Below are 21,310 nucleotides of genomic sequence, written 5' to 3'. Positions count from 1 at the left end.
TCCCTTTACGAGCGCTTTCCAGGGGATCGATTGCGGAAAGATTTCCGTCTCGGCCACACTTGTTGCATAATCGCCACAATGCGTTGCATACATCCGACGCAATCACTGGCTCTAGACGGCGACATGGCCCTGCACGCACCGACACTGAGCAAATCGCTTTTCAGCAATACGGGCGCGCGAGACGGTCGCCGGCTGCTTGCGCTGCCCGGCGTGATCGCCGTTGCCGGTGCGCTGGTGACGGCGGCGATCTCCTTCGCCATTCTGGTCGGCGCGACGCCGATCACGCCCGACGCGAGGACGACGCTGGCGCTGATTGCGCTTAATGCGGCGTTCGTCCTGTTTCTGATCTTGCTGGTCGGCCGCGAGGTGCATCGCATCCTGATGGCACGCCGGCACGGCAAGGCTGCGTCGCGCCTGCATGTGCGCATAGTGGCGATGTTTGCGCTGGTCGCCGCCATCCCCGCGATCATGGTGGCGATCATCGCGTCGATCACGCTCGACATCGGCCTCGATCGCTGGTTCGAGATCCGCACCAAGACGATCGTCAATTCGTCGTTGTCGATCGCTGACGCCTATGTGCAGGAAAACGCGCGAAATCTTCAGGGCACGACGTTGTCGATGGCTTACGACCTCGACGCTTCGCGCACGCTCTACGGCCTCGATCGCACCGGGTTCCTCGATCTCATGAACAAGGAGGCGGTGGGACGTTCGCTGGCACACGCAGCACTCATCAAGCCCGATGGTTCCTTCGTTATGAGCGCCAAGACCGACGCGGACTTTGCCATGCCAGAGCCGCCGGAGGGCGCCGTGGCAAGCGCTGCCGACGGCAAGCCGGTGCTGATAGAGCCGCGCACCCGCAACATCATGGGTGCGATCGTCAAGCTGCGCGAGATCGACGGCCTCTATCTCTACACCATCCGCCTCGTCGATCCCGAGGTGATCAAGGCACGGCAGATCGTCAAATCCAACACCGCCGAATATCGCGGTCTCGAAGACAATCGCCGCACCTCGCAAGTGGCTTTCGCGCTTCCCTATCTGTCGCTGACGCTGATCATCATCCTGTCCGCCATCTGGACTGGCATTGCGGTGGCCGACCGCCTGGTGCGGCCGATTCGTCAGCTCATCGGCGCGGCCGACGAGGTCGCCACCGGCAATCTCGATGTGGCCGTGCCAGTCCGCCCCTCCGACGGCGACGTCGCCTCGCTCGGCGACACCTTCAACAAGATGCTGATGGAGCTGAAATCGCAGCGTAACGAGATCCTGTCGGCCAAGGATTTGATCGACGAGCGGCGACGCTTTTCGGAGGCGGTGCTTGCCGGCGTCACCGCCGGGGTCATCGGCGTCGATCCATATGGCATCGTCACCATCGTCAACCGTTCGGCCGAAACGATGCTGGCCATATCCGCCACGGCAGCGCTTGGGCAGAACCTTTCGGCCGTGCTGCCGCATGTCGGCCGCGTCTTCGAGATCGGCCGCAAGTCGGGCAAGCCGGTCTATCGCGAACAAGTCACCTTCTATCGTGCCGGCACCGAACGGACCTTCAACGTGCAGATCACGATCGAAGCCGGCGACGACGGTTCGGAGGATAAATCCTACGTCGTGACAGTCGACGATATTACCGATCTGGTCCAGGCACAGCGTTCCTCTGCATGGGCCGACGTGGCGCGGCGCATCGCCCACGAGATCAAGAACCCGCTGACGCCGATCCAGCTTTCGGCCGAGCGCATCAAGCGCCGTTACGGCAAGGTCATCACCGAGGACCGTGAGGTTTTCGATCAATGCACCGACACCATCATCCGGCAAGTGGAGGACATCGGCCGCATGGTCGACGAGTTCTCGGCGTTCGCCCGCATGCCGAAACCGGAAATGAAGGCAATCGATCTGCGCGATTCGTTGCGCGAGGCCTCGTTCCTGGTCGAAGTGAGCCGCGCCGACATCACCTTCGAGCGCGTCTTCGGCAATGAGCCGCTCAAAGGCACGTTCGACAGCCGGCTGATGGCGCAGGCGTTCGGCAACGTCGTCAAGAATGCTGCCGAGGCCATCGACGGACTTGATGCAGAGGATCGTCCGCACGGCATAATCCGGATTCAAGCCGGGCGTCAGAATGGCGCGATTCGAATCGACGTCATCGACAACGGCAGGGGCTTGCCGCGCGAAAACCGGCAGCGCTTGCTCGAGCCTTACATGACGACACGCGAGAAAGGCACCGGGCTTGGCCTCGCTATCGTCAAGAAGATCGTGGAGGACCATGGCGGGCGACTCGAATTGCACGATGCACCAGCGGACTTCCACGATGGGCGGGGCGCAATGATCAGCATCATCCTGCCGGTTGCCGCCACCGTTCCGATACGCGGCGAGGGCAAGACGGAACACGAAAAAGAAACTGAAAAGGTCGGTAATGGCGTCTGATATTCTCATCGTCGATGACGAGGAAGACATCCGCGAACTCGTCGCCGGTATCCTGAGCGACGAAGGTCACGAAACACGCACGGCGTTTGACGCCGACAGCGCGCTTGCGGCGGTTGCCGACCGGGCACCCAGGCTGATTTTCCTCGACATCTGGCTGCAGGGCTCGCGGCTCGATGGCCTTGTCTTGCTTGACGAGATCAAGACGATGCACCCGAACCTGCCGGTGGTGATGATCTCGGGCCACGGCAATATCGAAACGGCAGTCTCGGCCATCCGCCGCGGCGCCTATGATTTCATCGAAAAGCCATTCAAGGCCGACAGGCTGATCCTCATTGCCGAACGGGCGCTCGAAACCTCCAAATTGAGACGCGAGGTTTCGGATCTCAAGCTGCGCAGCGGCGAGACTTTCGACCTCATCGGCATGTCATCGGCAATGAGCCAATTGCGCCAGACCATCGAGCGCGTCGCGCCGACCAACAGCCGCGTCATGATTATCGGCCCCTCCGGCTCGGGCAAGGAACTGGCGGCGCGCGCCATTCACGCGCTCTCTGCGCGCAAGAGTGCACCGTTTGTGACGCTGAGCGCCGCCAACATCACGCCTGAGCGTATGGAGATCGAGTTGTTCGGCACCGAATCGAACGGCGTCGAACGCAAGGTCGGCGCGCTGGAGGAAGCCCATCGCGGCATTCTCTACATCGATGAAGTGGCCGACATGCCGCGCGAGACGCAAAACAAGATCCTGCGCGTGCTGGTCGAACAGCAGTTCGAGCGGGTAGGGGGCACCAAGCGGGTCAAGGTCGACGTGCGCATCATCTCGTCGACCTCGCAGAACCTGGAAGCCATGATCGCCGACGGCCGTTTCCGCGAGGACCTTTATCATCGCCTGGCCGTGGTTCCGGTCATGGTGCCGGGACTGGCCGAGCGTCGCGAGGACATTCCTTATCTGGTCGACAATTTCATGAAGCAGATCGCTCGCCAGGCCGGCATCAAGCCGCGCCGCATCGGCGACGACGCGCTGGCGGTGCTGCAGGCGCATAACTGGCCGGGCAACGTTCGCCAGTTGCGCAACAATGTCGAGCGGCTGATGATCCTGGCGCGCGGCGACGATGTCGATGCGCCGATCACCGCCGATCTCCTGCCTGCCGAGATCGGCGACGTCATGCCGCGCACTCCAAACAAATCCGATCAGCACATAATGGCGCTGCCGCTGCGGGAAGCGCGCGAACAATTCGAGAAGGACTATCTGATCGCCCAGATCAACCGTTTTGGCGGCAATATCTCGAAGACGGCAGAGTTTATCGGCATGGAACGCTCTGCATTGCACCGCAAGCTGAAGTCGCTGGGCGTCTGACAGCCAAACCAGTCGTGGCCCACCCAATTATCGGTTACGGCGGTCTTGGAATCGCATAAGAAAGCTGGACTTTTTTCAGGGATTAGCCATGCCGCGCATTGCGTATGTGAACGGGCGCTACGTCGCTCACGCCGAAGCTTCCGTGCATGTCGAGGACCGTGGCTATCAATTCGCCGACGGCGTCTACGAGGTCTGCGAGGTGGCACGAGGCTTCATCGTCGACATGCCGCGCCATCTCGCCCGATTGAACCGCTCACTTGCCGAACTCTCGATCGATTGGCCGATCACGCGCGGCGTGCTGCCGCTCGTCATGCGCGAGGTGGTGCGCCGCAACCATGTCGTCGACGGCCTGGTCTATGTCCAGGTGACACGCGGCGTCGCCAGCCGCGAGTTTTTCTTCCCGCCGGCGGACACGAAGCCGTCGCTGGTGGTGACTGCCAAAAAAGCCGATCCTGCAGCTGCCGCGAAGCGGGCCGAGAGCGGGATCCGGGTTATCACGGTGCCGGAGAACCGGTGGGATCGGGTCGATATCAAGTCGGTCGGCCTGCTGCCGAACGTGCTGGCCAAGCAGAAAGCCAAGGAAGCCGGCGCTCAGGAGGCCTGGTTCGTCGATGTCGACGGCACCGTCAAGGAAGGTGGATCGTCGAACGCCTGGATCATCACCGGGGATGGCGTGCTGGTGACGCGGCCGGCCGAGCACGGCATCCTGCGCGGCATCACCCGTACGACGCTGTTCGACGTGGCCGCCAAGCTCGGCCTGAAGATCGAGGAGCGCGGTTTTTCGGTGGCTGAAGCCAAGGCCGCGCGCGAGGTTTTCATCAGCTCCGCGACCACGATTGCCATGCCGGTGGTGGCGATCGATGGCGCTCCCGTCGCCAACGGCTACCCGGGCTCGATAACAGTTTCATTACGGCAGGCCTTTTTTGACGTTGCGGAAAAAAGTCCAGCCTGATAACCGCACAGATGGAATGAACATCAATATATCTCGTTCTGCTTGTCGTTACTGACGGCAAGATGGTGTTTGCGTGCTTGACATGTGCCGGCTAATTTGGCGCATTGGCCTGCAAACCGAAGGGGATCGGCGAAAGACAAGAACAATGGCGGAACGATCGCAAAATCTTCAGGACCTGTTCCTGAATTCAGTTCGCAAGAGCAAAAATCCACTCACCATCTTTCTCATCAACGGCGTGAAGCTGACCGGCGTGGTCACTTCGTTCGACAATTTCTGCGTTCTGCTGCGTCGCGACGGCCATTCCCAGCTTGTCTACAAGCACGCTATTTCCACGATCATGCCGAGCCAGCCGGTTCAGATGTTCGATGGTGAGGAAAGCCAGGGCGCCTGATTGGCACGTGAGAAAGACGCGGACCGCAGCGTTCGCGGAAAACCAGCACATCAGACCGGGACAGAGGCCAACGGCCCGACCCGGGCGGTGGTTATCGTGCCGGTGCTTACCCGGCAGCCTCGTGGCGACGACGACACCAACCGCCCCCGCCTGACCCGCTCCGCCGAGGCTCGTCGCGACGAGGCCGTCGGCCTCGCCAGCGCAATCGACCTCGACCTGGTCCACACGGCGGTGGTGACCGTCAACGATCCACGCCCGGCGACCTTGCTCGGCAGCGGCAAGGTGGCGGAGTTCGCTGAGATCGTCAAAGAGGGCCACGCGGAAGTGGTCATTGTCGATCATCCGCTGACCCCGGTACAGCAGCGCAACCTCGAAAAAGAGTTGAACGCCAAGGTGCTCGACCGCACCGGGCTGATCCTGGAGATTTTCGGCGAGCGCGCCCGCACCAAGGAAGGCACGCTGCAGGTCGATCTTGCCCATCTCAACTACCAGAAAGGCCGCCTTGTGCGGAGCTGGACCCACCTCGAGCGCCAGCGTGGCGGCGCCGGCTTTCTCGGCGGCCCTGGCGAGACCCAGATCGAGTCGGATCGGCGTGTGCTGCAGGACAAGATCACCAAGCTGAAGCACGAGCTCGAAACTGTGCGCCGCACCCGCGACCTGCACCGCGCCAAGCGCAAGAAGGTGCCATTTCCGGTGGTGGCGATCGTCGGCTACACCAATGCCGGCAAGTCGACTCTGTTCAACCGGCTGACCGGAGCAGGGGTGCTGGCCGAAGACATGCTGTTTGCCACGCTCGACCCGACGCTGCGCCGCGTGCGTCTGCCGCACGGCACGCTGATCATCCTTTCCGATACGGTCGGCTTCATTTCCGACCTGCCAACGCATCTTGTCGCGGCCTTCAGGGCGACACTGGAGGAAGTGGTCGAGGCAGACCTCGTCATTCATCTGCGCGACATCTCCGATCCCGATACGGCCGCGCAGGCCGAAGATGTCGAGCGCATCCTTGCCGATCTCGGCGTCGATGCCCGCGATAGCAAGCGCGTCATCGAAGTATGGAACAAGATCGACCGGCTCGACGAGGGCAACCGGGCGCGGCTGCTTGCCGATGGTGCTGACGGCAAGAAGGCACCGCCGATCGCCATATCGGCGGTGACCGGCGAGGGCATCGATGCGCTGAAGGCGATCATCGAGACGATGATGTCGGGCGAACTGGAGACGTTCACCGTCACACTCAAGCCTGACCAACTCGGCGTCATCGACTGGCTTTACCGCAACGGCGACATCGTCTCGCGTGATGACAATGAGGATGGCAGTGTGACCATCGCGCTCAAGGCCACGCACAGCGCCCGGCAGGAGATCGAAAGCCGATTGCGCCGTCAAAACAATGGGTAGGGGCGTTTACTTCGCGCTTTTTGCCTGCTGCCAGAGCGCTTCCATCTCGTCCAGCGTTGCCTCTTCAAGGCTGTTTCCCGACGCTTGCAGCGTCCGCTCGACATAGTGGAAGCGCGACCGAAATTTTTCGTTGGTGCCGCTGAGTGCCGCTTCGGAATCAATTTTGAGGTGCCGGCCGAGATTGACGACCGCAAACAGCATGTCGCCGAACTCATCCTTGATCGGCGCGCTGTCGCCTTTGGCCAGCGCTTCTCGCAATTCGCCGATCTCCTCCTCGATCTTTTCGAGGATCGGTGCCGCCTCGCTCCAGTCGAAGCCGACGCGGGCGGCCTTTTCCTGCAGCTTGAGCGCTCGGGTCAGTGCGGGCAGGGCGACCGGCACACTGTCGAGAAAGCCCTTGCCATGGTCTTCCGGGTCGAGCCCTCGGGCGAGGCGCGCACTGCGCTTCTCCGCCTTTTCCTCTGCCTTGATCTTTTCCCACATGCCCTTGGCCATGCCGGCGCTGCGCGCCTTGTCGTCGCCGAAGACATGGGGGTGGCGGCGGATCAGTTTTGTGGTGATGGCCAGGACCACATCGCCGAATGAAAATTCGCCGGCCTCCTCGGCCATTTGCGCGTGGTAGACCACTTGCAGCAGGAGATCGCCGAGTTCATCCCGCAGATCGTCCAGATCGCCGCGCGCAATGGCGTCCGCCACTTCGTAGGCTTCCTCGATCGTGTACGGCGCGATTGTCGAAAAGTCCTGCTCGATATCCCACGGGCAGCCGGTTTCCGGCGCCCGCAGCGCTGCCATGATCTCGATCAGTCGGGAAATGTCTTTCGAGGGTTTCATCTGGGAAACGCTATCCTGTACACGGCTGTGCGGCCAACGGCTTCAGCCGGTGAGGGCGCCTTGTCCACAGACGGGCCGCCAGACCATGATACGAAAGTGGAAGCCGGTTTCCGGAAGATCCTAGTTAGCAAAAGCATCAGTCGAGCACGGAGACTATCGCCTTGGCGAGCGCATCCATGCCGTCCTCGGGCAGGCCGGCAACGTTGATGCGGCTGTCGCCGACCATATAGATGGCATGCTCGGCGCGCAGCCGCTCGACTTGCGCTTCCGACAGGCCAAGCCGGGAAAACATGCCGCGATGGCTGGCGACGAAATCGAAACGGTCGGAGTTGGACTGCCGCCGCAGCGCCTCGGCGAACTGGACGCGCAGCCGCAGCATGCGCAGCCGCATCTCTTCAAGCTCTGCCTCCCAGTCGGAACGCAATACGGGGTCTTCAAGCACGATGCGCACCGCCGCCGCGCCGTGGTCCGGCGGCATCGAATACATGGCGCGCGCCGCCGACAGCATCTGGCCCATCGCCAAATCCGCCTGCGCGCCACCTTTCGCCATGATCAGCGCTGCACCGACTCGGTCGCGATAGACGGCAAAGTTCTTCGAGCAGCTGGAGGCAACGACCATTTCCGGAACTTTTGCCGCCAGAAGGCGCAAGCCGGCGGCATCCGCATCAAGTCCCTCGCCAAAGCCCTGATAGGCGATGTCGACAAAGGGCAGCAGGCCGCGCTCAACGACAAGATCGGCAATGGCAGCCCATTGCGAGATGTCTAGATTGGCGCCTGTCGGGTTATGGCAGCAGCCATGCAACAATACGACGTCGCCAGGATTCGCGGTTCTCAATGCATTCAGCATGTCGTCGAAGCGAACCGCACCAGAAGCAGCGTCGAAATAGGGATATTCGCGTGTCTGCAGGCCAGCGGCGCGCATCACCGGCATGTGGTTCGGCCATGTCGGATCCGACAGCCAGACCATCGCGTCGGTGCGGGTCCTTTTCAGCAGCTCTGCTACCAGCCGCAGCGCGCCGGAGCCGCCTGGCGCCTGCGCCGCACGAATGCGCGTCATGTCGGCGGCTGGGCCGAACACCAACCTGGCCATCGCCGCGTTGAAGGCGGTATCGCCGGCAAGGCCGAGATAGGTCTTGGTATCCTGGCCCTGCAGCAGCCGCTTTTCGGCTTCGCGCACCGCGCGCATCACCGGCGTCTTGCCGTCGCGATCCTTATAGACGCCGACCCCAAGATCGACCTTGTCGGGACGCGGGTCGGCGCGATAGAGGCCGATCAAGGCCAGGATCTTGTCGGCAGGCGCGGGCTGGAGATTTTCGAACATCGATAAGGTTCCGTTGGCGGCGGAGTGATACGCAAACCGGCCGTGCTTTGCCAGCAGTTTCATATGCGCCAACTCGGCGCCGGTTTGCCTCGAAGGCGGCCGATACTATCTGGCGGGCGAGAGCGGGCCCGATATCTCCCAGGACGAGAACGCGGCGAGCCGTAAGAAAATTTCGGGGAGAGCGGGATTAACATCCCGACCTGCTCCGTAAACAGGACATGAAACGGCCGATGCCACGCTTCGATATTCTGGGACAGCTTGGTTCGCTGCGCCGCTATGCACGCTCGCTGACGCGCGACAGCGCCGATGCAGAGGATCTGGTGCATGATGCGCTGGTGCGTGCCTATGAGCGACGCGGCAGCTTCCGCTCCGGCGGAAATCTTCGCGTATGGCTGCTGTCGATCGTCCATAATGCATTCATCGACGGTCTGCGGTCCCGCAAATCCGAAGCAATGCGCATCGAACAGGCGGGCTATCTCGCCGAGGCGAATGTCCCGGCTCCGCAGGAACATTCGGTCCGTCTGGCGCAGGTGCGCGAAGCGTTTTTCGAATTGCCGGAGGAGCAGCGTTCGGCGTTGCATCTCGTCGCCATCGAGGGGCTTAGCTACAGCCAGGCCGCTGAGGTGAGTGGCGTGCCGCTTGGCACGCTGATGTCGCGCATCGGCAGGGCGCGTGCGGCCCTGCGCGAGATGGAGGGCGCGGTGCCGGCACGCGCGAAAGGCCATCTGAAGATCGTCGGAGGTGGATCATGAACCAACTGCGCGATCCCGTGACCGACGCCGATCTCGACGCCTATGTCGACGATCAGCTGGACGTGGCTCGTCGCATCGAGGTCGAGGCGTTCCTTTCGGCCCGCCCGGACGCGGCCGCGCGGGTGATGTCCGACTTACGGATGCGTGACGAATTGCGCGTGGCGCTTGCCGGATCGAAAGGCATGGCGCGGCCCGCGACGGCCGATGCTGCACGGCGGCTGGAGCGGGGATTGGCGCGCGGCCGCGTCCTTGGTGCTTTGCAGCGAGCTGCGGCAGTCGCTGTCTTCGTCGCTGCCGGCTGGCTTGCGAACGGGCTCATCGGACCGATATCGGTGACGGAAGTCGTCGCTTCGACCCATCCGCCGGCCTATGTGGAGGATGCGGTCCGGGCGCACCGCACGACGCTCGTGCGCGAGGCGATGTCGTCGCAACCCGAAGCACCCGGCTACAATGCCGACGAAATCCGCGCCGCGACGGCGATCGTGATGCCATCGCTGCCAGCGGACTGGACGGTCCGTGACGTGCAGATCTATCCATCGCAATTCGGACCGAGCGTCGAGATGGCTGTCGAGACGAAAGAGATGGGGCTGGTCTCGTTGTTCGCGATCAGGCCCGGAACATTCGACGTCGTCAAGCCGACCGTCGTTCCCTCGGGCGAAGTTTCCTCGGCTTATTTCCAGATCGGCGAGGTCGCCTACGCGGTCGTCGGACGCAGCGATGTCGGCGGTCTCGATCGCACGGCCGAAGCCCTCGCCAAAACGCTTTACTGATCGACTTGCAAGAAGGAGAACCACATGAACAATCTCGGATATATCGGGGCCGGAGCCCGAGCCGGAGCCGTCTACGATGAAGGCCTGCGCCGGCACATGCTGCGCGTCTATAACTATATGGGCCTTGGCCTCGTCGTTACGGGCGTGATCGCGTTCGTGGTGGCTTCTACGCCCGCTCTTTACGTGCCGATCTTCTCCACACCGCTGAAATGGGTGGTGATGCTGGCCCCGCTGGCCTTTGTGCTCTTGTTCTCGTTTCGGATGCAGGCGATGTCGGCAGGCGGCGCCCAGGCGATGTTCTGGGCATTCTGCGCGGTCATGGGCCTGTCGCTGGCTTCCGTGTTCCTGGTCTTTACCGGCACCAGCATCGCGCGCACCTTCTTCATCGCCGCCACCATGTTCGGCGTGACCAGCCTTTACGGGTACACGACCAAACGCGACCTGACGCAGTTTTCGTCGTTCCTGATCATGGGCCTGATCGGCGTGGTGATCGCCAGCATCGTCAATATCTTCCTGGGCTCGACCGCGCTCCAATTCGCGATCTCTGTGATCGGCATCGCCGTCTTCATCGGCCTCACCGCCTGGGATACCCAGACGATCAAGGAGCAGTATGCGGAAAACTTCGGCGCGGAATCACAGCAGAAACTCGCTGTCTTCGGTGCATTCTCGCTCTATCTGAACTTCATCAACATCTTCCAACTGCTGTTGAACTTCACCGGCGAGCGCGAATAGCCGGCGTTGAACCAAGACCGGAGTTGGACATCATGGACAGAAACGATCAGCAAGCGATCGGACAGCTCTTCGAGAAGTTGGCAAGCGCCGAGCGCCAGGCGCCGCCGCGCGATGCCGAAGCAGAGCGCTTCATCCAGGACCAGATCACCCAGCAGCCTGGGGCGCTATATTACATGGCCCAGACGATCGTGGTTCAGGAGCAGGCCCTGAACGCAGCTCAGGCGCGCATAGAAGAACTGGAGGAGCAGGCGCGGCAGCCGGCCGGCGGTGGACCGCTCAGCGGCTTCTTCGGCCGCAGCGGCGGCAGGCGCTCAGGCTCGGTTCCGCGGGTAGGGCGCACCGCCTCCGTTGCAACTGAAGGGCCGCAGGACTCGCCACAGCGGGCAGGCGGCGGTTTTCTTGCCGGCGCCGCGCAGACCGCGATGGGCGTGGCGGGCGGCGTGCTGCTCGGCAACGCGATCGCCGGCGGGTTTGGCGGCAGCGAAGCGAAGGCAGCTGAACAGCCGACGCCGCTGGCTTGGGGCCATCGAAGATGCGAACTTCGTAGAGCGTCCCTTCGACATCGTAGTGCATCTGAGCCCAGGAAAGTATCACGATCAGTTCCTTTGCCGGGTCGTGGTCGGCGTTGGCGAGGCCGAGCGCTATGTCCGGTGTGTCGCCCTCTTGTTCACCGATCGTGACCTGGATTGCGCGATATCTGTTGTCGGCTAGCCGTTGCAGCGCGACGAGCGGGCGTTCCGGATAGTCCTCAGCGGTCAGGTAATCGACGAAGAGTGTCTGGAGGCCATTCCAGCTCACGGCTGTGGTGTGCGGATCAGCATTGTCGGCGAACCCAACAACACGTTTGGCGAAAGCCAGGTCGTTCTTGCCTGGCGCACGATCAAGGTCCTGCGCTCGCGCGCCAGTGAGCGCGCAGGCGAGGGTGAGGGCAAGACTTGCAAGCAGCGGAAGCGTGTTCATGATTCGCAACCCTAGCATGCCCGTTGCCCCACAGCGCTGTTGCGAATGTCTAAGAGTGACCGGCCTGATCTCGCCGCCGACGGATCCTATAGGTGTAGTCGCATAAGATAGATTATGGAACTGGCATGGCCGATTGGATGTGACGTGAAGCTAGCACCTCGCGAGATCCAACTCGGGAACCCAGGACGTAAAAACTTAGTCTTTCACGCTGATTCGTAAGGGATTTCGATCGTCATGCCGTCATAAGCAGGCTCGACGTTGGCCGGCGTCTCGGCCATTACCGTAGCGTAGTCGAGTGGCACATGCATATGCGTCAGCACCGCGTTCTTCGGCGCCAGTCTTTCGATCCAGCCAAGCGCCTGGCCAAGCGACAGATGGCTCGGATGGACGGTGTATTGCAGCGCGTCGATGACCAGCATGTCCAGCCCGCGCAAACGCTTGGCGGTCGCCTCCGGAAAGTCGCTGACGTCAGGGCAATAGGCCAGCCCGCCGATGCGGAAACCCAGCGAGGTGATGTCGCCATGGAGCTGCAGCAGCGGTTCGAGGGTGAGGGCGCCGCCCTCGCCTGCGATCACCACCGGCCTGTGGTGGTCGATGATATGGGCGTTGACGATCGGCGGATACGAACTGCCTTTCGGTGTTTCGAAACAGTAGCGGAACGCCTCGCGTAGGCGCAGCATGGTAGCCTGATCCGCATGGATGTCGATCCGGTGGCGCTGCTCGAGCACGAAGCCGCGCAAATCGTCGATGCCGTGGATATGGTCGGCATGCGGATGTGTATAGACCACCGCATCGATGCGCTTGACCGATGCCAGCAGCATCTGCTCGCGGAAATCCGGGCCGGTGTCGATGACGACCGTGGTCCGGGCGCCACTCGCCGCGATCCGCTCGACGAGCGCTGCGGTGCGCGTGCGCCGGTTCCGGGGGTTCGCGGGATCGCAATCGCCCCAGTCGCCGGTGATGCGTGGCGTGCCCGGCGATGAGCCGCAGCCGAGGACGGTAAGACGTAACCGGTCGCTCATGCGTCAGGCGCCCGGCGCGCTCGGGCGCGGCATTTTCCTGAACAGCCGGAAGAAATTATCCGTGGTGATATTAGCGATCTCGGCCTCGCTGAAGCCGATCGTCTCGGCCAGCACCTTGGCTGTATGCGCGACATAGGCGGGCTCATTACGCTTGCCGCGAAACGGGATCGGCGCAAGGTATGGCGCGTCGGTTTCGACCAGCAGACGGTCGCGCGGCACATCGGCGGCGACGGCGCGCAGCTCGGCGGAGTTTTTGAAGGTGAGGATGCCGGAAAACGAGACGTAGCCGCCAAGCGCCACGCCGATCTCGGCCAGCCGGCGCCCCGACGAAAAACAGTGCAGGATGAAGGGGAAGGCGCCCTTCCCCGTTTCTTCTTCGAGGATATCAGCCATGTCGTCGTCGGCGTCGCGCGAATGGATGACCAGCGGCAGACCGGTCACGCGCGCCGCGGCGATGTGGGTGCGAAAGCCCTGCGCCTGTGCGTCGCGCGGCGCATGATCGTAGAAATAGTCGAGTCCGGCCTCGCCGATCGCCACCACTTTGCGATGAGCAGAGAGCCGCACCAGATCATCGACAGTGACATCAAGCTCTTCGGCCGCATTATGCGGGTGGGTGCCGACCGAGCAATAGACCTCATCGAAAGTCTCTGCAATCTCAAGCACTTGGTTAAATCGCCTAACCCTCGTCGAGATCGTCACCATTCGGCCGATGCCGGCCGCTAGGGCGCGGGCGACAATGGCCGCCCGCTCTTCGGCGAAATCCGGAAAGTCGAGGTGGCAGTGACTGTCGACCAGCATCAGGCGTTCGCGTCCTGCTTTTCGTAACGCGGAAAGACCGCCTCCGGCGCGGGCAATGCCGTGCCGGGCACCAGCGCATAGTCGGCGTGGACATGCGCAAAGTCACGGTTGTTTGCCGGCACCGCCAGCAGGTCGAGCAGCTTTGCAGCCGACCCCGGAACAAAGGGCTGGCAGAGCAGCGTCACGCGCCGGACGACTTCGATCGTCGTCCACAGAACTGTCTTCATACGGTCCGGATCGCTTTTGCTTAGCGCCCAGGGTTGCTGAGAGGCGAAATAGCGGTCAGCTTCGGCCACCACTCCGAAGATCGCCGCCAGCGCCAAATGGATGCCCTGATCCGCCATCGCCTTTCGCGCGACGGCGAGTGCCCCCACCGCTTGGTCGAGGATGGCGCTGTCGGCTTCGGTCAGTTCGCCGCGCTTTGGCACCGCGCCGCTGCAGTTCTTGGCGACCATCTTCAGCGAGCGCTGCGCCAGATTGCCGAGGCCATTGGCAAGGTCGGCATTGGTGCGGTTGACGATCGCATCATGGCTGTAGCTGCCGTCCTGGCCGAACGGCACTTCGCGCAGCAAGAAATAGCGCACCTGGTCGAGGCCGTAGTGCTCGATCATCGCGAACGGGTCGATGACGTTGCCGACCGACTTCGACATTTTCTCGCCGCGGTTGAACAAAAAACCATGCGCGAACACGCGCTTCGGCAATTCGATGCCAGCCGACATCAGGAAAGCCGGCCAGTAGACCGCGTGGAAGCGGACGATGTCCTTGCCGATGACGTGCGCGTTTGCCGGCCAGAACGACCATCTCTCATTGGCCGGATCCGGATAGCCGGCGGCGGTGATGTAGTTGGTCAAGGCGTCGACCCAGACATACATCACATGCTTCTCGTCGCCCGGCACCGGGATGCCCCAGTCGAACGTGGTGCGCGAGATCGATAGGTCCTTCAGGCCGGACCTGACGAAGCTCATCACCTCATTGCGCCTCTCGGCAGGACCGACGAAATCGGGCTGGTTTTCGTAAAGTGCAAGGAGCCTGTCCTGATAAGCCGACAGCCGGAAGAAGTAGCTCTCTTCCTCGACCCATTCGACCGGCGTCCCCTGCGGCCCGTAGCGGACATTGTCGCTACGCACCTCGGTCTCTTCTTCGCCGTAATAGGCTTCGTCACGCACCGAGTACCAGCCGGCATAGCCGCCTTTATAGACGTCGCCATTGGCGGCCATCGCCTTCCAGATCGCCTGCGAGGCCTTGTAGTGCCGCTTTTCCGTGGTGCGGATGAAATCGTCGTTGGAGGCATTGAGCGCGACGGCCATGCGCTCGAAATCGGCCGAGTTGCGGTCTGCCAGATCGCGCGCTGAAATACCTTCTCTCTTCGCCGTCTGCAGCATCTTGATGCCGTGCTCGTCGGTGCCGGTGAGAAAGAGCACGTCCTTACCGTCGAGCCGCTGGAAGCGGGCCAGCGCGTCGGTGGCAATCAACTCGTAGGCATGGCCGATATGCGGTTTGCCGTTCGGATAGGAAATAGCCGTCGTGACGTAGTATTTTTCGCGTGCCATGGATGAGCCGTCATGAATGTCTGAATGAAAGATGTCGCGGTGAGATATCGCATCGAAACGGCAATTGCCATCCGACGCCAATGTGGTGGCTTCGAAGTTCCTGCGATTGATTGGGATCAATACTCAGGGGCTTCAAAGCCACGCCGGCGGCCGTCACATTCGCATTGCAGAATTCAGGCGGTCGATCATGGTCAGGGCGTGCTGCTTTTTGTCGAGATTGTAGGTCTCGGTTTCAGATATAGCGTTCAAAGCCTCGTGCCAAGTATCCGACAGCGTTTTGGCCCGCGCGAGATCGCCGGCGAGCGCGGCCTGGCTGGCGCCGGCCGACAGCAGATCAAGCGCGCGGCGATTGAATATCTCGAACGGGATTGCCTGGTCGCGGCCGGCGACCGCCTCGGCAAGACGGTAGGCGCCTGCGACATCTATCTTCTTGGACATCACCAGGGCGTCGAGGGTGGCGGCGATTTCGAGCCCTCCATACTGCGTCAACAGGATCGCATTGCGCGCGCTGCCCCCTGCCCGCTCCGCCAGCGCCGCGCGCGCCCCAGGATCCTCCGGTGGCGGCGGCTCGATGCCTTCCAGAACCGTCATCAAGCTCTCGGCATCGAGCGGCGCCAACCGCACCATCTGGCAGCGCGACCGGATCGTCGGCAGCAGACTGCCCGGCGCATGGACGATGAGGATGAACAAGGTGCGCGCGGGTGGCTCTTCAAGATTCTTCAGCAAGGCATTGGCAGCATTGGTGTTCATGTCGTCGGCGGGATCGACGATAACCACCCGGTAGCTGCCGTCATGCGAGGTCAGCGACAGAAAACGGCTGACCTTGCGGATTTCGTCGACCGTGACCACTGTCTTGAAGCTCTTGGTCTTGTCGTTCACCGGGCGTGTAAGATGCAGCACCGAAGGATGCGCGCCGGTGGCGATCTGTCGAAACAGCGACGAAGCCGGATCTGGAACGGCAAGGCTTTCCGGCGCCTGCTCGAAGGCCGGGTGCTTCAACAGATGATGCGCCAGGTGAAAGGCCAGCGTCGCCTTGCCGATGCCAACCGGTCCGGCAAAGATCAGTGCGTGCGGCAGCTTTCCCGAGCGGTAAGCGGTGGCGAGCATGTTGGCCGCCTGCAGGTGACCGACAAGACGCGGCGTCTCGGATGGCTCGGGCACCCCGTCCAGCGTGTCGTGCTGTTCGGGCGCGATGCGTTCGAAAATCATGCTGGCGCCGCCTGCTTTCTTTGCGCCGGCATCATCCTCTCGAGAGCCGCGAAGACCGCGGCGGTAACGACATCCTCCACCGCATCTAGGTCGGCTGAGGCATCGACGACAACGCAGCGTTCGGGTTCAGCTGAGGCGATCGCGAGAAACGCCTCGCGCCGGCGTTGGTGGATGGCCAATGTTTCTTTCTCGAAGCGGTCCGGTCCGTCACTGCTGCCCCGCCGGGCGGTAGCGCGCCTCAGGCCCTCGGCGGGGTCGATGTCGAAGATCAGTGTCATGTCCGGCACCATGCCGTTGATGGCGACCTTCTCCAATGCGTCCATGAATGCCGGGTCGAGGCCGCCGGTGACGCCCTGGTAGACGCGCGAGGAATCCATGAAACGATCGCAAAGTACGACCGAACCGCGCTCGACTGCCGGCCGGATGACCTGTTCGACATGGTCGGAACGCGCAGCGGCGAAAAGCAGAGCTTCCATCTTGGGGCCGAACGGCTCGGCTGCGCCTGAAAGCAGGACATGCCTGACCGCCTCCGCGCCCGGCGAGCCACCCGGCTCACGTGTCACCAGCACATCGTATTTCTTGGCGCGCATCTTCTTTGCCAGCCGCTCGATCTGCGTCGACTTGCCTGCTCCTTCGCCGCCTTCAAAAGTGATGAAAAATCCGCGCGCCAAAGCCTTTGTCCATACTTCGGGGACCGTATAGTCCCGGCGGGAAAAAAGGTCCACCGCGACGGTGCTAACGCAGCCAGCCGACGGCCAGTTCCTTGGCGGCGTCGAGCGCGCGCTGCGGCAGCGAACCGACACCGATCGACTCGGCGGCAAACAGCGGCGTCTCCTGGCTCAGCGTATCGCCGATCCAGACGCGCAGCGTACCCACCGGCTGCCCCTCCTCCACCGGCGCTGCCACCGGTCCGTCATAGACGATCCTGGCGGTGAGCTTGTCGCGGTTGGTGATCGGCAGGAAGATCTCCACCGGTCCTTTTGCCTTTAACGCGACACCGGACTTGGCACCGCCAAAGACCTGGGCTTCGCCAACCACTTCGTCCTTGGCGAATACTTCAGTCTTCTCGAAGGAGCGAACGCCCCAGTCGAGCAGCTTTCGCGCTTCCTCAGCCCGCTCACGGTCGTTTGCCAGACCGCTCATCGCCGCGATCACCCTTGTGCCGTTGTGGCTGACCGAGCCGACAATGCCGAACCCGGATTGCTCGCTGGCACCGACCGCGAGCCCGTCGGCGCCTATGTCCATGGCCAGTAGCGGATTGCGGTTCCTCTGGGAAATCTTGTTCCAGGTAAAATCCTTCTGGCCGTAATAGCGGTAGAGATCCGGGTAGTTGCGCCAGATATGCAGCGCCAGAAGCGCGAGTTCGCGAACGCTCGTTTGCTGCCCATCGGCCGGCAGACCGGTGGAATTGACGAAAGTCGATTTCTGCAAGCCGATCTGGCGGGCACGCCCGGTCATCTGCGCCGCGAAGTTTGCTTCGGACCCGGCCATCCCTTCAGCGATGACGATACAGCCGTCATTGGCCGCCTGCACGGTCACGCCCTGGATCAGGTCTTCCAGCCGGATCGTCGACTTGAGCTTGGCGAACATGGTCGATGTCCCCGAAGGAGCGCCGCCTTTGCGCCAGGCGTTCTCGCTCACCACGAAGGTGTCATCGAGCGTCATGCGCCCTGATTTGATGGCGTCGAAAGCCACTTCCATCGTCATGAGCTTGGCCAGCGAGGCCGGCGGGATCAACCTGTCGGCGTCCTTGGAAAACAGCACGGTTCCGGTTTCGGCATCGATCATGAAGGCCTGGGCGGCCTTGGTCTCGAAAAGCTGAGCTGAGGCCTGCGCAAGCGAGAGCAGCAGCAGGCCGAGCGCCACAAGCCCGGTGAAAGGGTGAAAAGATTTCATCAGGTTCGACCAGTGAGCCGGCGCTTTTGCAAGTTGGCAGAAGCTATCAGGCTTTTGCCTGGCGGATCAATCGCGCGCGAAAAAACCAGGCAGCCCCGAACTCAGTTGCGTACCGCAAGCGCATCCGGCGCACCATGCGACCACGCTGCCTGCAGCATCTCGTCCAGGCTGCCACGACCGTCGGCAAAGAGGTTGACCGAGTACCAGTCCTTGCCTTCAAGTTCCGAGCGCTGGATTTCGGTCTTGCCGAAGCTGGAAAGCTGGGCAGCCACACGCTCCGCTTCGGCGGCATTCTCGAATGAACCCGCCGCGACATAGGCGGTGGGCGACCCGGCTGGAGGGGCTTGCCGCTTCCACGATTGAAGAAGCTCGGCGGACGACATGCCGGTGCGATCCAGCCCGGCAAACGCGTTGGAGGCGCGCTGCACGCGCTCGTCGGCGTAAGACAGCGACGCCATGGTGAACGGCGATTGCGCCGGCAGGTTGATCTCCGGACGCTCCGGCACGATCGGGCCGAAATCGGGCAGTACAATGTCTCCCGAAGCAGATGCTTGCACCGCCATGACAGGCCGTGCATCGGATCCCTGCCCGGAATTCGTCAGCTGACCGGGGAACGGCACGGCAGCAGCGCTCACCGGCAGGCTTGGCGACGGCCCATTCATCGCGACCATGACGCCGCTGGGCAGACCGTCCGACGGATCCGGCGCCCTGTTGCCTGGACGATACGAAGCCACCAGATACTGCCCGTCATTGCCTTCGAGCGACGCACGGCCGACATATTCGACCTTCACCTCGGCCGTACCGACATTGGCATAATCGAGCATTTCAGCAGCGCGCTTCGACACATCGATGATGCGTCCATCATGATAGGGCCCGCGGTCGTTGACGCGCACGATCACCGAGCTGCCGGTCTTCATGTTGGTGACCCGCGCATAGCTCGGCAGCGGCATGGTCGGATGCGCCGCCGTCAGATCTGCCATGTCGTAGACTTCGCCGTTGGCCGTCAACCGGCCGTGGAAGGCCTCACCGTACCAGGATGCGAGGCCAACCTTGGCGTAACGTTTGTCTTCCTTCGGATAATACCACTTGCCGCGCACCTGATAGGGCTTGCCGAGCTGGTCGCGTCCGCGAGACGTCTTGAACATGACGCGCGGGCTGGCTTTCACGCCGTATTCGGCTTCGGAAAAATATTCCTTGGAGCGAGGTTTCTTGTTGACCATCGCCCTTTGCTGCGGCCCGGCACATGCTGCAAGAAAGGCTGCCGACAAGGCAAACAGCGCGAAAGCGGAAGCGCGACGAAGACGCGGGCGCGCCGTGGTCTGCATATTTTGATTGTCCCCTATAGCATCGACGAAGGCACCGCAGCATGAACGTCAGCGATGCCAAAGCACCCACTCCAGAAACGCCGGCGACGCCCTACCCCAATCCTTTTTGTGCGCAGGAATTGTTTATCACCGTATTAACCGATTGTGGTCGGAACCGGGCGAGATTGTGGCACGGACCGCCTCGCTGATCGGCATGAAAATCATCGCTTATCGATCAGAAACGCCATTCGTGGCGCACTTTGCCCCTGGCTTGGCGTGGCTGCGAGCGCAGATTCAGGGACCGAATATCACAAGTTCGGTGAACGTCAGATCTCCAAGTGCGGGTGGTCTGGGACCTTTGAAGTATTTCAGCCCCTTGTTGGGGCGGTACCATCCCACCAAGCCTGGAATCGGCTCCTTGGCGTCGACAAAGCAAACCAGGATTCCGCTTCGCAAGAGAAAGCGCCCCATCGCGCCGGCGCAGCGGCTCAAATCCGCAAGCGAGCGGCAATAGATGACCTGATGGCACTGGATAACACCGTGCAACATTCGGCGCGGCATCAACACCATGGGGAACGCTGCTCCGTCGCAAATGCAGATCAACGACAGGCAGCCCAGCGCGGCGTGTTCCGAGAGTATGTATCTCTCACCCTCGGGCAGCATCGCCAATTCCGGAAGATCGGGACGCACTTCGACCACGCGACATGACCGCTGCGCCGAACTTAAAGCCGGCAAGAAGGTAAATTGTCCGCTGGAGAAGAGCCGAAAGCCTAGCGCCCGGTTGGCTTTCAATGTCGCTTGTGCAGGCGAAATGTTCGTGTAGGTCACGTCCTTCCGCTTGAGAACCGCCGCAACCAACATGGCGCCATAGGGACGGAAATCTGCATCGACTGACCAGCTTGAAAGATTGCAGCGAATTTCCTCGCTCTCCGACCCGTGATAGCGAGCATAAAGGGTGAGCACAACGCCGACGATCCGACCGGCATGCTCCAAAGCAAAGCCATATTGTGGGAACTCGGCAACCACAGGCCGCTGCGACAAGCGGGTCAGAGCGTGTATCCAGTAACTCCGGTTACGCGCCGGAAAGCCCCTGCACAGGCAATCAACCACTCCCTCCCAGTCGGTTTCGCGGACTGGTCTACAGCGAAGACCGGGCGGGAGAGCGCCAAGTACGGCCAAAATCAACTCCAGAATACGATTTACTTACATGTGCCTAACGCGCCCAACATATCAGCGCTCAACGATTAATAGTCCGTGCGGGTTTTAAAAACGATTTTCCACACTCAGCACAAACACAGCTCGCCATGACGCTGCTCAACGCGCTGGATCGCGCCGAAAGGTGCGGCCGCCACGGTTGACTTGGCGTTGAATGCGGCTTTACAGGAATGGAGCGCGAACCGGTCGGGGAACGTCCTGGTGCCAATCCGGTACCGACAGCTCGAACCCGCTCCTCTCGCGATATCCTAAGTGATTGAAAAATCACCTTGGAGGGATGGCCGAGCGGTTTAAGGCACCGGTCTTGAAAACCGGCGTGGGTGCAAGCCCACCGTGGGTTCGAATCCCACTCCCTCCGCCATATCCGTCCTTGTCCAACCCGGAGACATGGGTAACAGATTGTACTTAAGACATGGGTGACAACCTCGTGCCGAACGGGTTGTCGATGGTCTGCA

At 62.0% G+C, this 21,310-nt stretch carries 20 protein-coding genes and 1 tRNA gene; 11 read left to right on the top strand and 10 right to left on the bottom strand.

From position 1 onward, the window contains the following. The first annotated feature begins 123 nt into the window (after positions 1 to 123). From NKI24_RS29385 to hflX, 5 genes are all read left to right on the top strand, one after another. Positions 124 to 2,409 (top strand): sensor histidine kinase NtrY-like, encoded by a 2,286-nt coding sequence (locus NKI24_RS29385; protein WP_352750107.1) that lies wholly within the window; start codon positions 124 to 126, stop codon positions 2,407 to 2,409. Then, a complete protein-coding gene (gene ntrX, locus NKI24_RS29380) occupies positions 2,399 to 3,760 on the top strand; it encodes a nitrogen assimilation response regulator NtrX (RefSeq protein WP_352615761.1) in 1,362 nt (453 codons plus the stop codon). Before NKI24_RS29385 ends, ntrX begins: the two co-directional genes overlap by 11 nt. 88 nt (positions 3,761 to 3,848) lie before the next feature. Further along, positions 3,849 to 4,712 carry a D-amino-acid transaminase gene (locus NKI24_RS29375; RefSeq protein WP_352750106.1) on the top strand — a complete coding sequence of 288 codons (864 nt, stop codon included), beginning with the start codon at positions 3,849 to 3,851 and terminating at the stop codon, positions 4,710 to 4,712. 145 nt (positions 4,713 to 4,857) lie between these two features. Further along, positions 4,858 to 5,103, top strand: coding sequence for an RNA chaperone Hfq (gene hfq, locus NKI24_RS29370; RefSeq protein ID WP_006202172.1), 246 nt, complete (start codon positions 4,858 to 4,860; stop codon positions 5,101 to 5,103). Then, the gene (gene hflX / locus NKI24_RS29365) at positions 5,104 to 6,495 is read left to right on the top strand and encodes a GTPase HflX (RefSeq protein ID WP_352750105.1); all 1,392 of its coding nucleotides are present in this window, start codon (positions 5,104 to 5,106) and stop codon (positions 6,493 to 6,495) included. A 6-nt stretch (positions 6,496 to 6,501) separates the two neighbouring features. Here hflX and mazG read toward each other — a convergent pair whose 3' ends face one another. Together mazG and NKI24_RS29355 are read right to left on the bottom strand one after the other, a co-directional pair. Beyond that, on the bottom strand, positions 6,502 to 7,326 hold the full coding sequence (gene mazG / locus NKI24_RS29360) for a nucleoside triphosphate pyrophosphohydrolase (protein WP_352750104.1): 825 nt from the start codon (positions 7,324 to 7,326) through the stop codon (positions 6,502 to 6,504). 136 nt (positions 7,327 to 7,462) lie between these two features. Then, the gene (locus NKI24_RS29355; RefSeq protein WP_352448930.1) at positions 7,463 to 8,647 is read right to left on the bottom strand and encodes an amino acid aminotransferase; all 1,185 of its coding nucleotides are present in this window, start codon (positions 8,645 to 8,647) and stop codon (positions 7,463 to 7,465) included. A 218-nt stretch (positions 8,648 to 8,865) separates the two neighbouring features. Between NKI24_RS29355 and NKI24_RS29350 the strand changes: the two genes are divergently transcribed. From NKI24_RS29350 to NKI24_RS29330, 5 genes are read left to right on the top strand one after another with little or no spacing between them, the layout of a single operon-like run. Continuing rightward, positions 8,866 to 9,399: a sigma-70 family RNA polymerase sigma factor gene (locus tag NKI24_RS29350; protein ID WP_502901495.1), complete on the top strand. Its 534-nt coding sequence runs from the start codon at positions 8,866 to 8,868 to the stop codon at positions 9,397 to 9,399. Further along, positions 9,396 to 10,169: an anti-sigma factor family protein gene (locus NKI24_RS29345; RefSeq protein ID WP_352448928.1), complete on the top strand. Its 774-nt coding sequence runs from the start codon at positions 9,396 to 9,398 to the stop codon at positions 10,167 to 10,169. The genes NKI24_RS29350 and NKI24_RS29345 overlap by 4 nt, the downstream gene beginning before the upstream one ends. Positions 10,170 to 10,193: 24 nt before the next feature. Next, entirely contained in the window at positions 10,194 to 10,901 is a 708-nt protein-coding gene (locus tag NKI24_RS29340; protein ID WP_352750102.1) for a Bax inhibitor-1/YccA family protein, read from the top strand. 32 nt (positions 10,902 to 10,933) lie between these two features. Beyond that, positions 10,934 to 11,581: a DUF2076 domain-containing protein gene (locus NKI24_RS29335; RefSeq protein ID WP_352750116.1), complete on the top strand. Its 648-nt coding sequence runs from the start codon at positions 10,934 to 10,936 to the stop codon at positions 11,579 to 11,581. Positions 11,582 to 11,615: 34 nt separating this feature from the next. Then, a complete protein-coding gene (locus NKI24_RS29330) occupies positions 11,616 to 11,876 on the top strand; it encodes a hypothetical protein (RefSeq protein ID WP_352750101.1) in 261 nt (86 codons plus the stop codon). A gap of 188 nt (positions 11,877 to 12,064) precedes the next feature. On the opposite strand, the gene NKI24_RS29325 is transcribed toward NKI24_RS29330, so the two are convergent. From NKI24_RS29325 to NKI24_RS29290, 8 genes are all read right to left on the bottom strand, one after another. Then, positions 12,065 to 12,883, bottom strand: coding sequence for an MBL fold metallo-hydrolase (locus NKI24_RS29325; protein WP_352750100.1), 819 nt, complete (start codon positions 12,881 to 12,883; stop codon positions 12,065 to 12,067). A 3-nt stretch (positions 12,884 to 12,886) separates the two neighbouring features. Beyond that, positions 12,887 to 13,681, bottom strand: coding sequence for a TatD family hydrolase (locus NKI24_RS29320; RefSeq protein WP_352448924.1), 795 nt, complete (start codon positions 13,679 to 13,681; stop codon positions 12,887 to 12,889). Then, positions 13,681 to 15,231, bottom strand: a complete 1,551-nt coding sequence (gene metG, locus NKI24_RS29315; protein WP_352448923.1) for a methionine--tRNA ligase — start codon at positions 15,229 to 15,231, stop codon at positions 13,681 to 13,683. The genes NKI24_RS29320 and metG overlap by 1 nt, the downstream gene beginning before the upstream one ends. 153 nt (positions 15,232 to 15,384) lie before the next feature. Then, positions 15,385 to 16,440 carry a DNA polymerase III subunit delta' gene (locus NKI24_RS29310; RefSeq protein ID WP_352750099.1) on the bottom strand — a complete coding sequence of 352 codons (1,056 nt, stop codon included), beginning with the start codon at positions 16,438 to 16,440 and terminating at the stop codon, positions 15,385 to 15,387. Beyond that, a complete protein-coding gene (gene tmk / locus NKI24_RS29305; protein ID WP_352542016.1) occupies positions 16,437 to 17,111 on the bottom strand; it encodes a dTMP kinase in 675 nt (224 codons plus the stop codon). Before tmk ends, NKI24_RS29310 begins: the two co-directional genes overlap by 4 nt. 64 nt (positions 17,112 to 17,175) lie before the next feature. Beyond that, positions 17,176 to 18,336: a D-alanyl-D-alanine carboxypeptidase family protein gene (locus NKI24_RS29300; RefSeq protein ID WP_352750098.1), complete on the bottom strand. Its 1,161-nt coding sequence runs from the start codon at positions 18,334 to 18,336 to the stop codon at positions 17,176 to 17,178. Positions 18,337 to 18,437: 101 nt separating this feature from the next. Continuing rightward, the gene (locus NKI24_RS29295) at positions 18,438 to 19,661 is read right to left on the bottom strand and encodes a septal ring lytic transglycosylase RlpA family protein (protein WP_352750097.1); all 1,224 of its coding nucleotides are present in this window, start codon (positions 19,659 to 19,661) and stop codon (positions 18,438 to 18,440) included. A gap of 273 nt (positions 19,662 to 19,934) precedes the next feature. Beyond that, complete coding sequence (locus tag NKI24_RS29290) at positions 19,935 to 20,666, bottom strand: hypothetical protein (protein WP_352750096.1); 732 nt, start codon at positions 20,664 to 20,666, stop codon at positions 19,935 to 19,937. A 460-nt stretch (positions 20,667 to 21,126) separates the two neighbouring features. Here NKI24_RS29290 and NKI24_RS29285 point away from each other — a divergent pair. Beyond that, positions 21,127 to 21,216 (top strand) — tRNA-Ser (locus NKI24_RS29285). The last annotated feature ends 94 nt before the right edge of the window (positions 21,217 to 21,310 follow it).

Source organism: Mesorhizobium sp. M0701 (genome assembly GCF_040320365.1).
Taxonomy (GTDB): domain Bacteria; phylum Pseudomonadota; class Alphaproteobacteria; order Rhizobiales; family Rhizobiaceae; genus Mesorhizobium.
The sequence above is the reverse complement of the archived record's forward strand: the minus strand, read 5'-3'. Positions and strand labels throughout refer to the sequence as shown.

What these genes read in the sequence shown, in the direction of transcription:
- NKI24_RS29310 (WP_352750099.1), bottom strand. Translation starts at nt 16,440, where the DNA reads ATGATTTTCGAACGCATCGCGCCCGAACAGCACGACACGCTGGACGGG.
- NKI24_RS29340 (WP_352750102.1), top strand. Translation starts at nt 10,194, where the DNA reads ATGAACAATCTCGGATATATCGGGGCCGGAGCCCGAGCCGGAGCCGTC.
- mazG (WP_352750104.1), bottom strand. Translation starts at nt 7,326, where the DNA reads ATGAAACCCTCGAAAGACATTTCCCGACTGATCGAGATCATGGCAGCG.
- metG (WP_352448923.1), bottom strand. Translation starts at nt 15,231, where the DNA reads ATGGCACGCGAAAAATACTACGTCACGACGGCTATTTCCTATCCGAAC.
- hfq (WP_006202172.1), top strand. Translation starts at nt 4,858, where the DNA reads ATGGCGGAACGATCGCAAAATCTTCAGGACCTGTTCCTGAATTCAGTT.
- NKI24_RS29375 (WP_352750106.1), top strand. Translation starts at nt 3,849, where the DNA reads ATGCCGCGCATTGCGTATGTGAACGGGCGCTACGTCGCTCACGCCGAA.
- ntrX (WP_352615761.1), top strand. Translation starts at nt 2,399, where the DNA reads ATGGCGTCTGATATTCTCATCGTCGATGACGAGGAAGACATCCGCGAA.
- NKI24_RS29355 (WP_352448930.1), bottom strand. Translation starts at nt 8,647, where the DNA reads ATGTTCGAAAATCTCCAGCCCGCGCCTGCCGACAAGATCCTGGCCTTG.
- NKI24_RS29325 (WP_352750100.1), bottom strand. Translation starts at nt 12,883, where the DNA reads ATGAGCGACCGGTTACGTCTTACCGTCCTCGGCTGCGGCTCATCGCCG.
- NKI24_RS29335 (WP_352750116.1), top strand. Translation starts at nt 10,934, where the DNA reads ATGGACAGAAACGATCAGCAAGCGATCGGACAGCTCTTCGAGAAGTTG.
- NKI24_RS29295 (WP_352750097.1), bottom strand. Translation starts at nt 19,661, where the DNA reads ATGCAGACCACGGCGCGCCCGCGTCTTCGTCGCGCTTCCGCTTTCGCG.
- NKI24_RS29385 (WP_352750107.1), top strand. Translation starts at nt 124, where the DNA reads ATGGCCCTGCACGCACCGACACTGAGCAAATCGCTTTTCAGCAATACG.
- NKI24_RS29345 (WP_352448928.1), top strand. Translation starts at nt 9,396, where the DNA reads ATGAACCAACTGCGCGATCCCGTGACCGACGCCGATCTCGACGCCTAT.
- NKI24_RS29320 (WP_352448924.1), bottom strand. Translation starts at nt 13,681, where the DNA reads ATGCTGGTCGACAGTCACTGCCACCTCGACTTTCCGGATTTCGCCGAA.
- NKI24_RS29350 (WP_502901495.1), top strand. Translation starts at nt 8,866, where the DNA reads ATGAAACGGCCGATGCCACGCTTCGATATTCTGGGACAGCTTGGTTCG.
- NKI24_RS29300 (WP_352750098.1), bottom strand. Translation starts at nt 18,336, where the DNA reads ATGAAATCTTTTCACCCTTTCACCGGGCTTGTGGCGCTCGGCCTGCTG.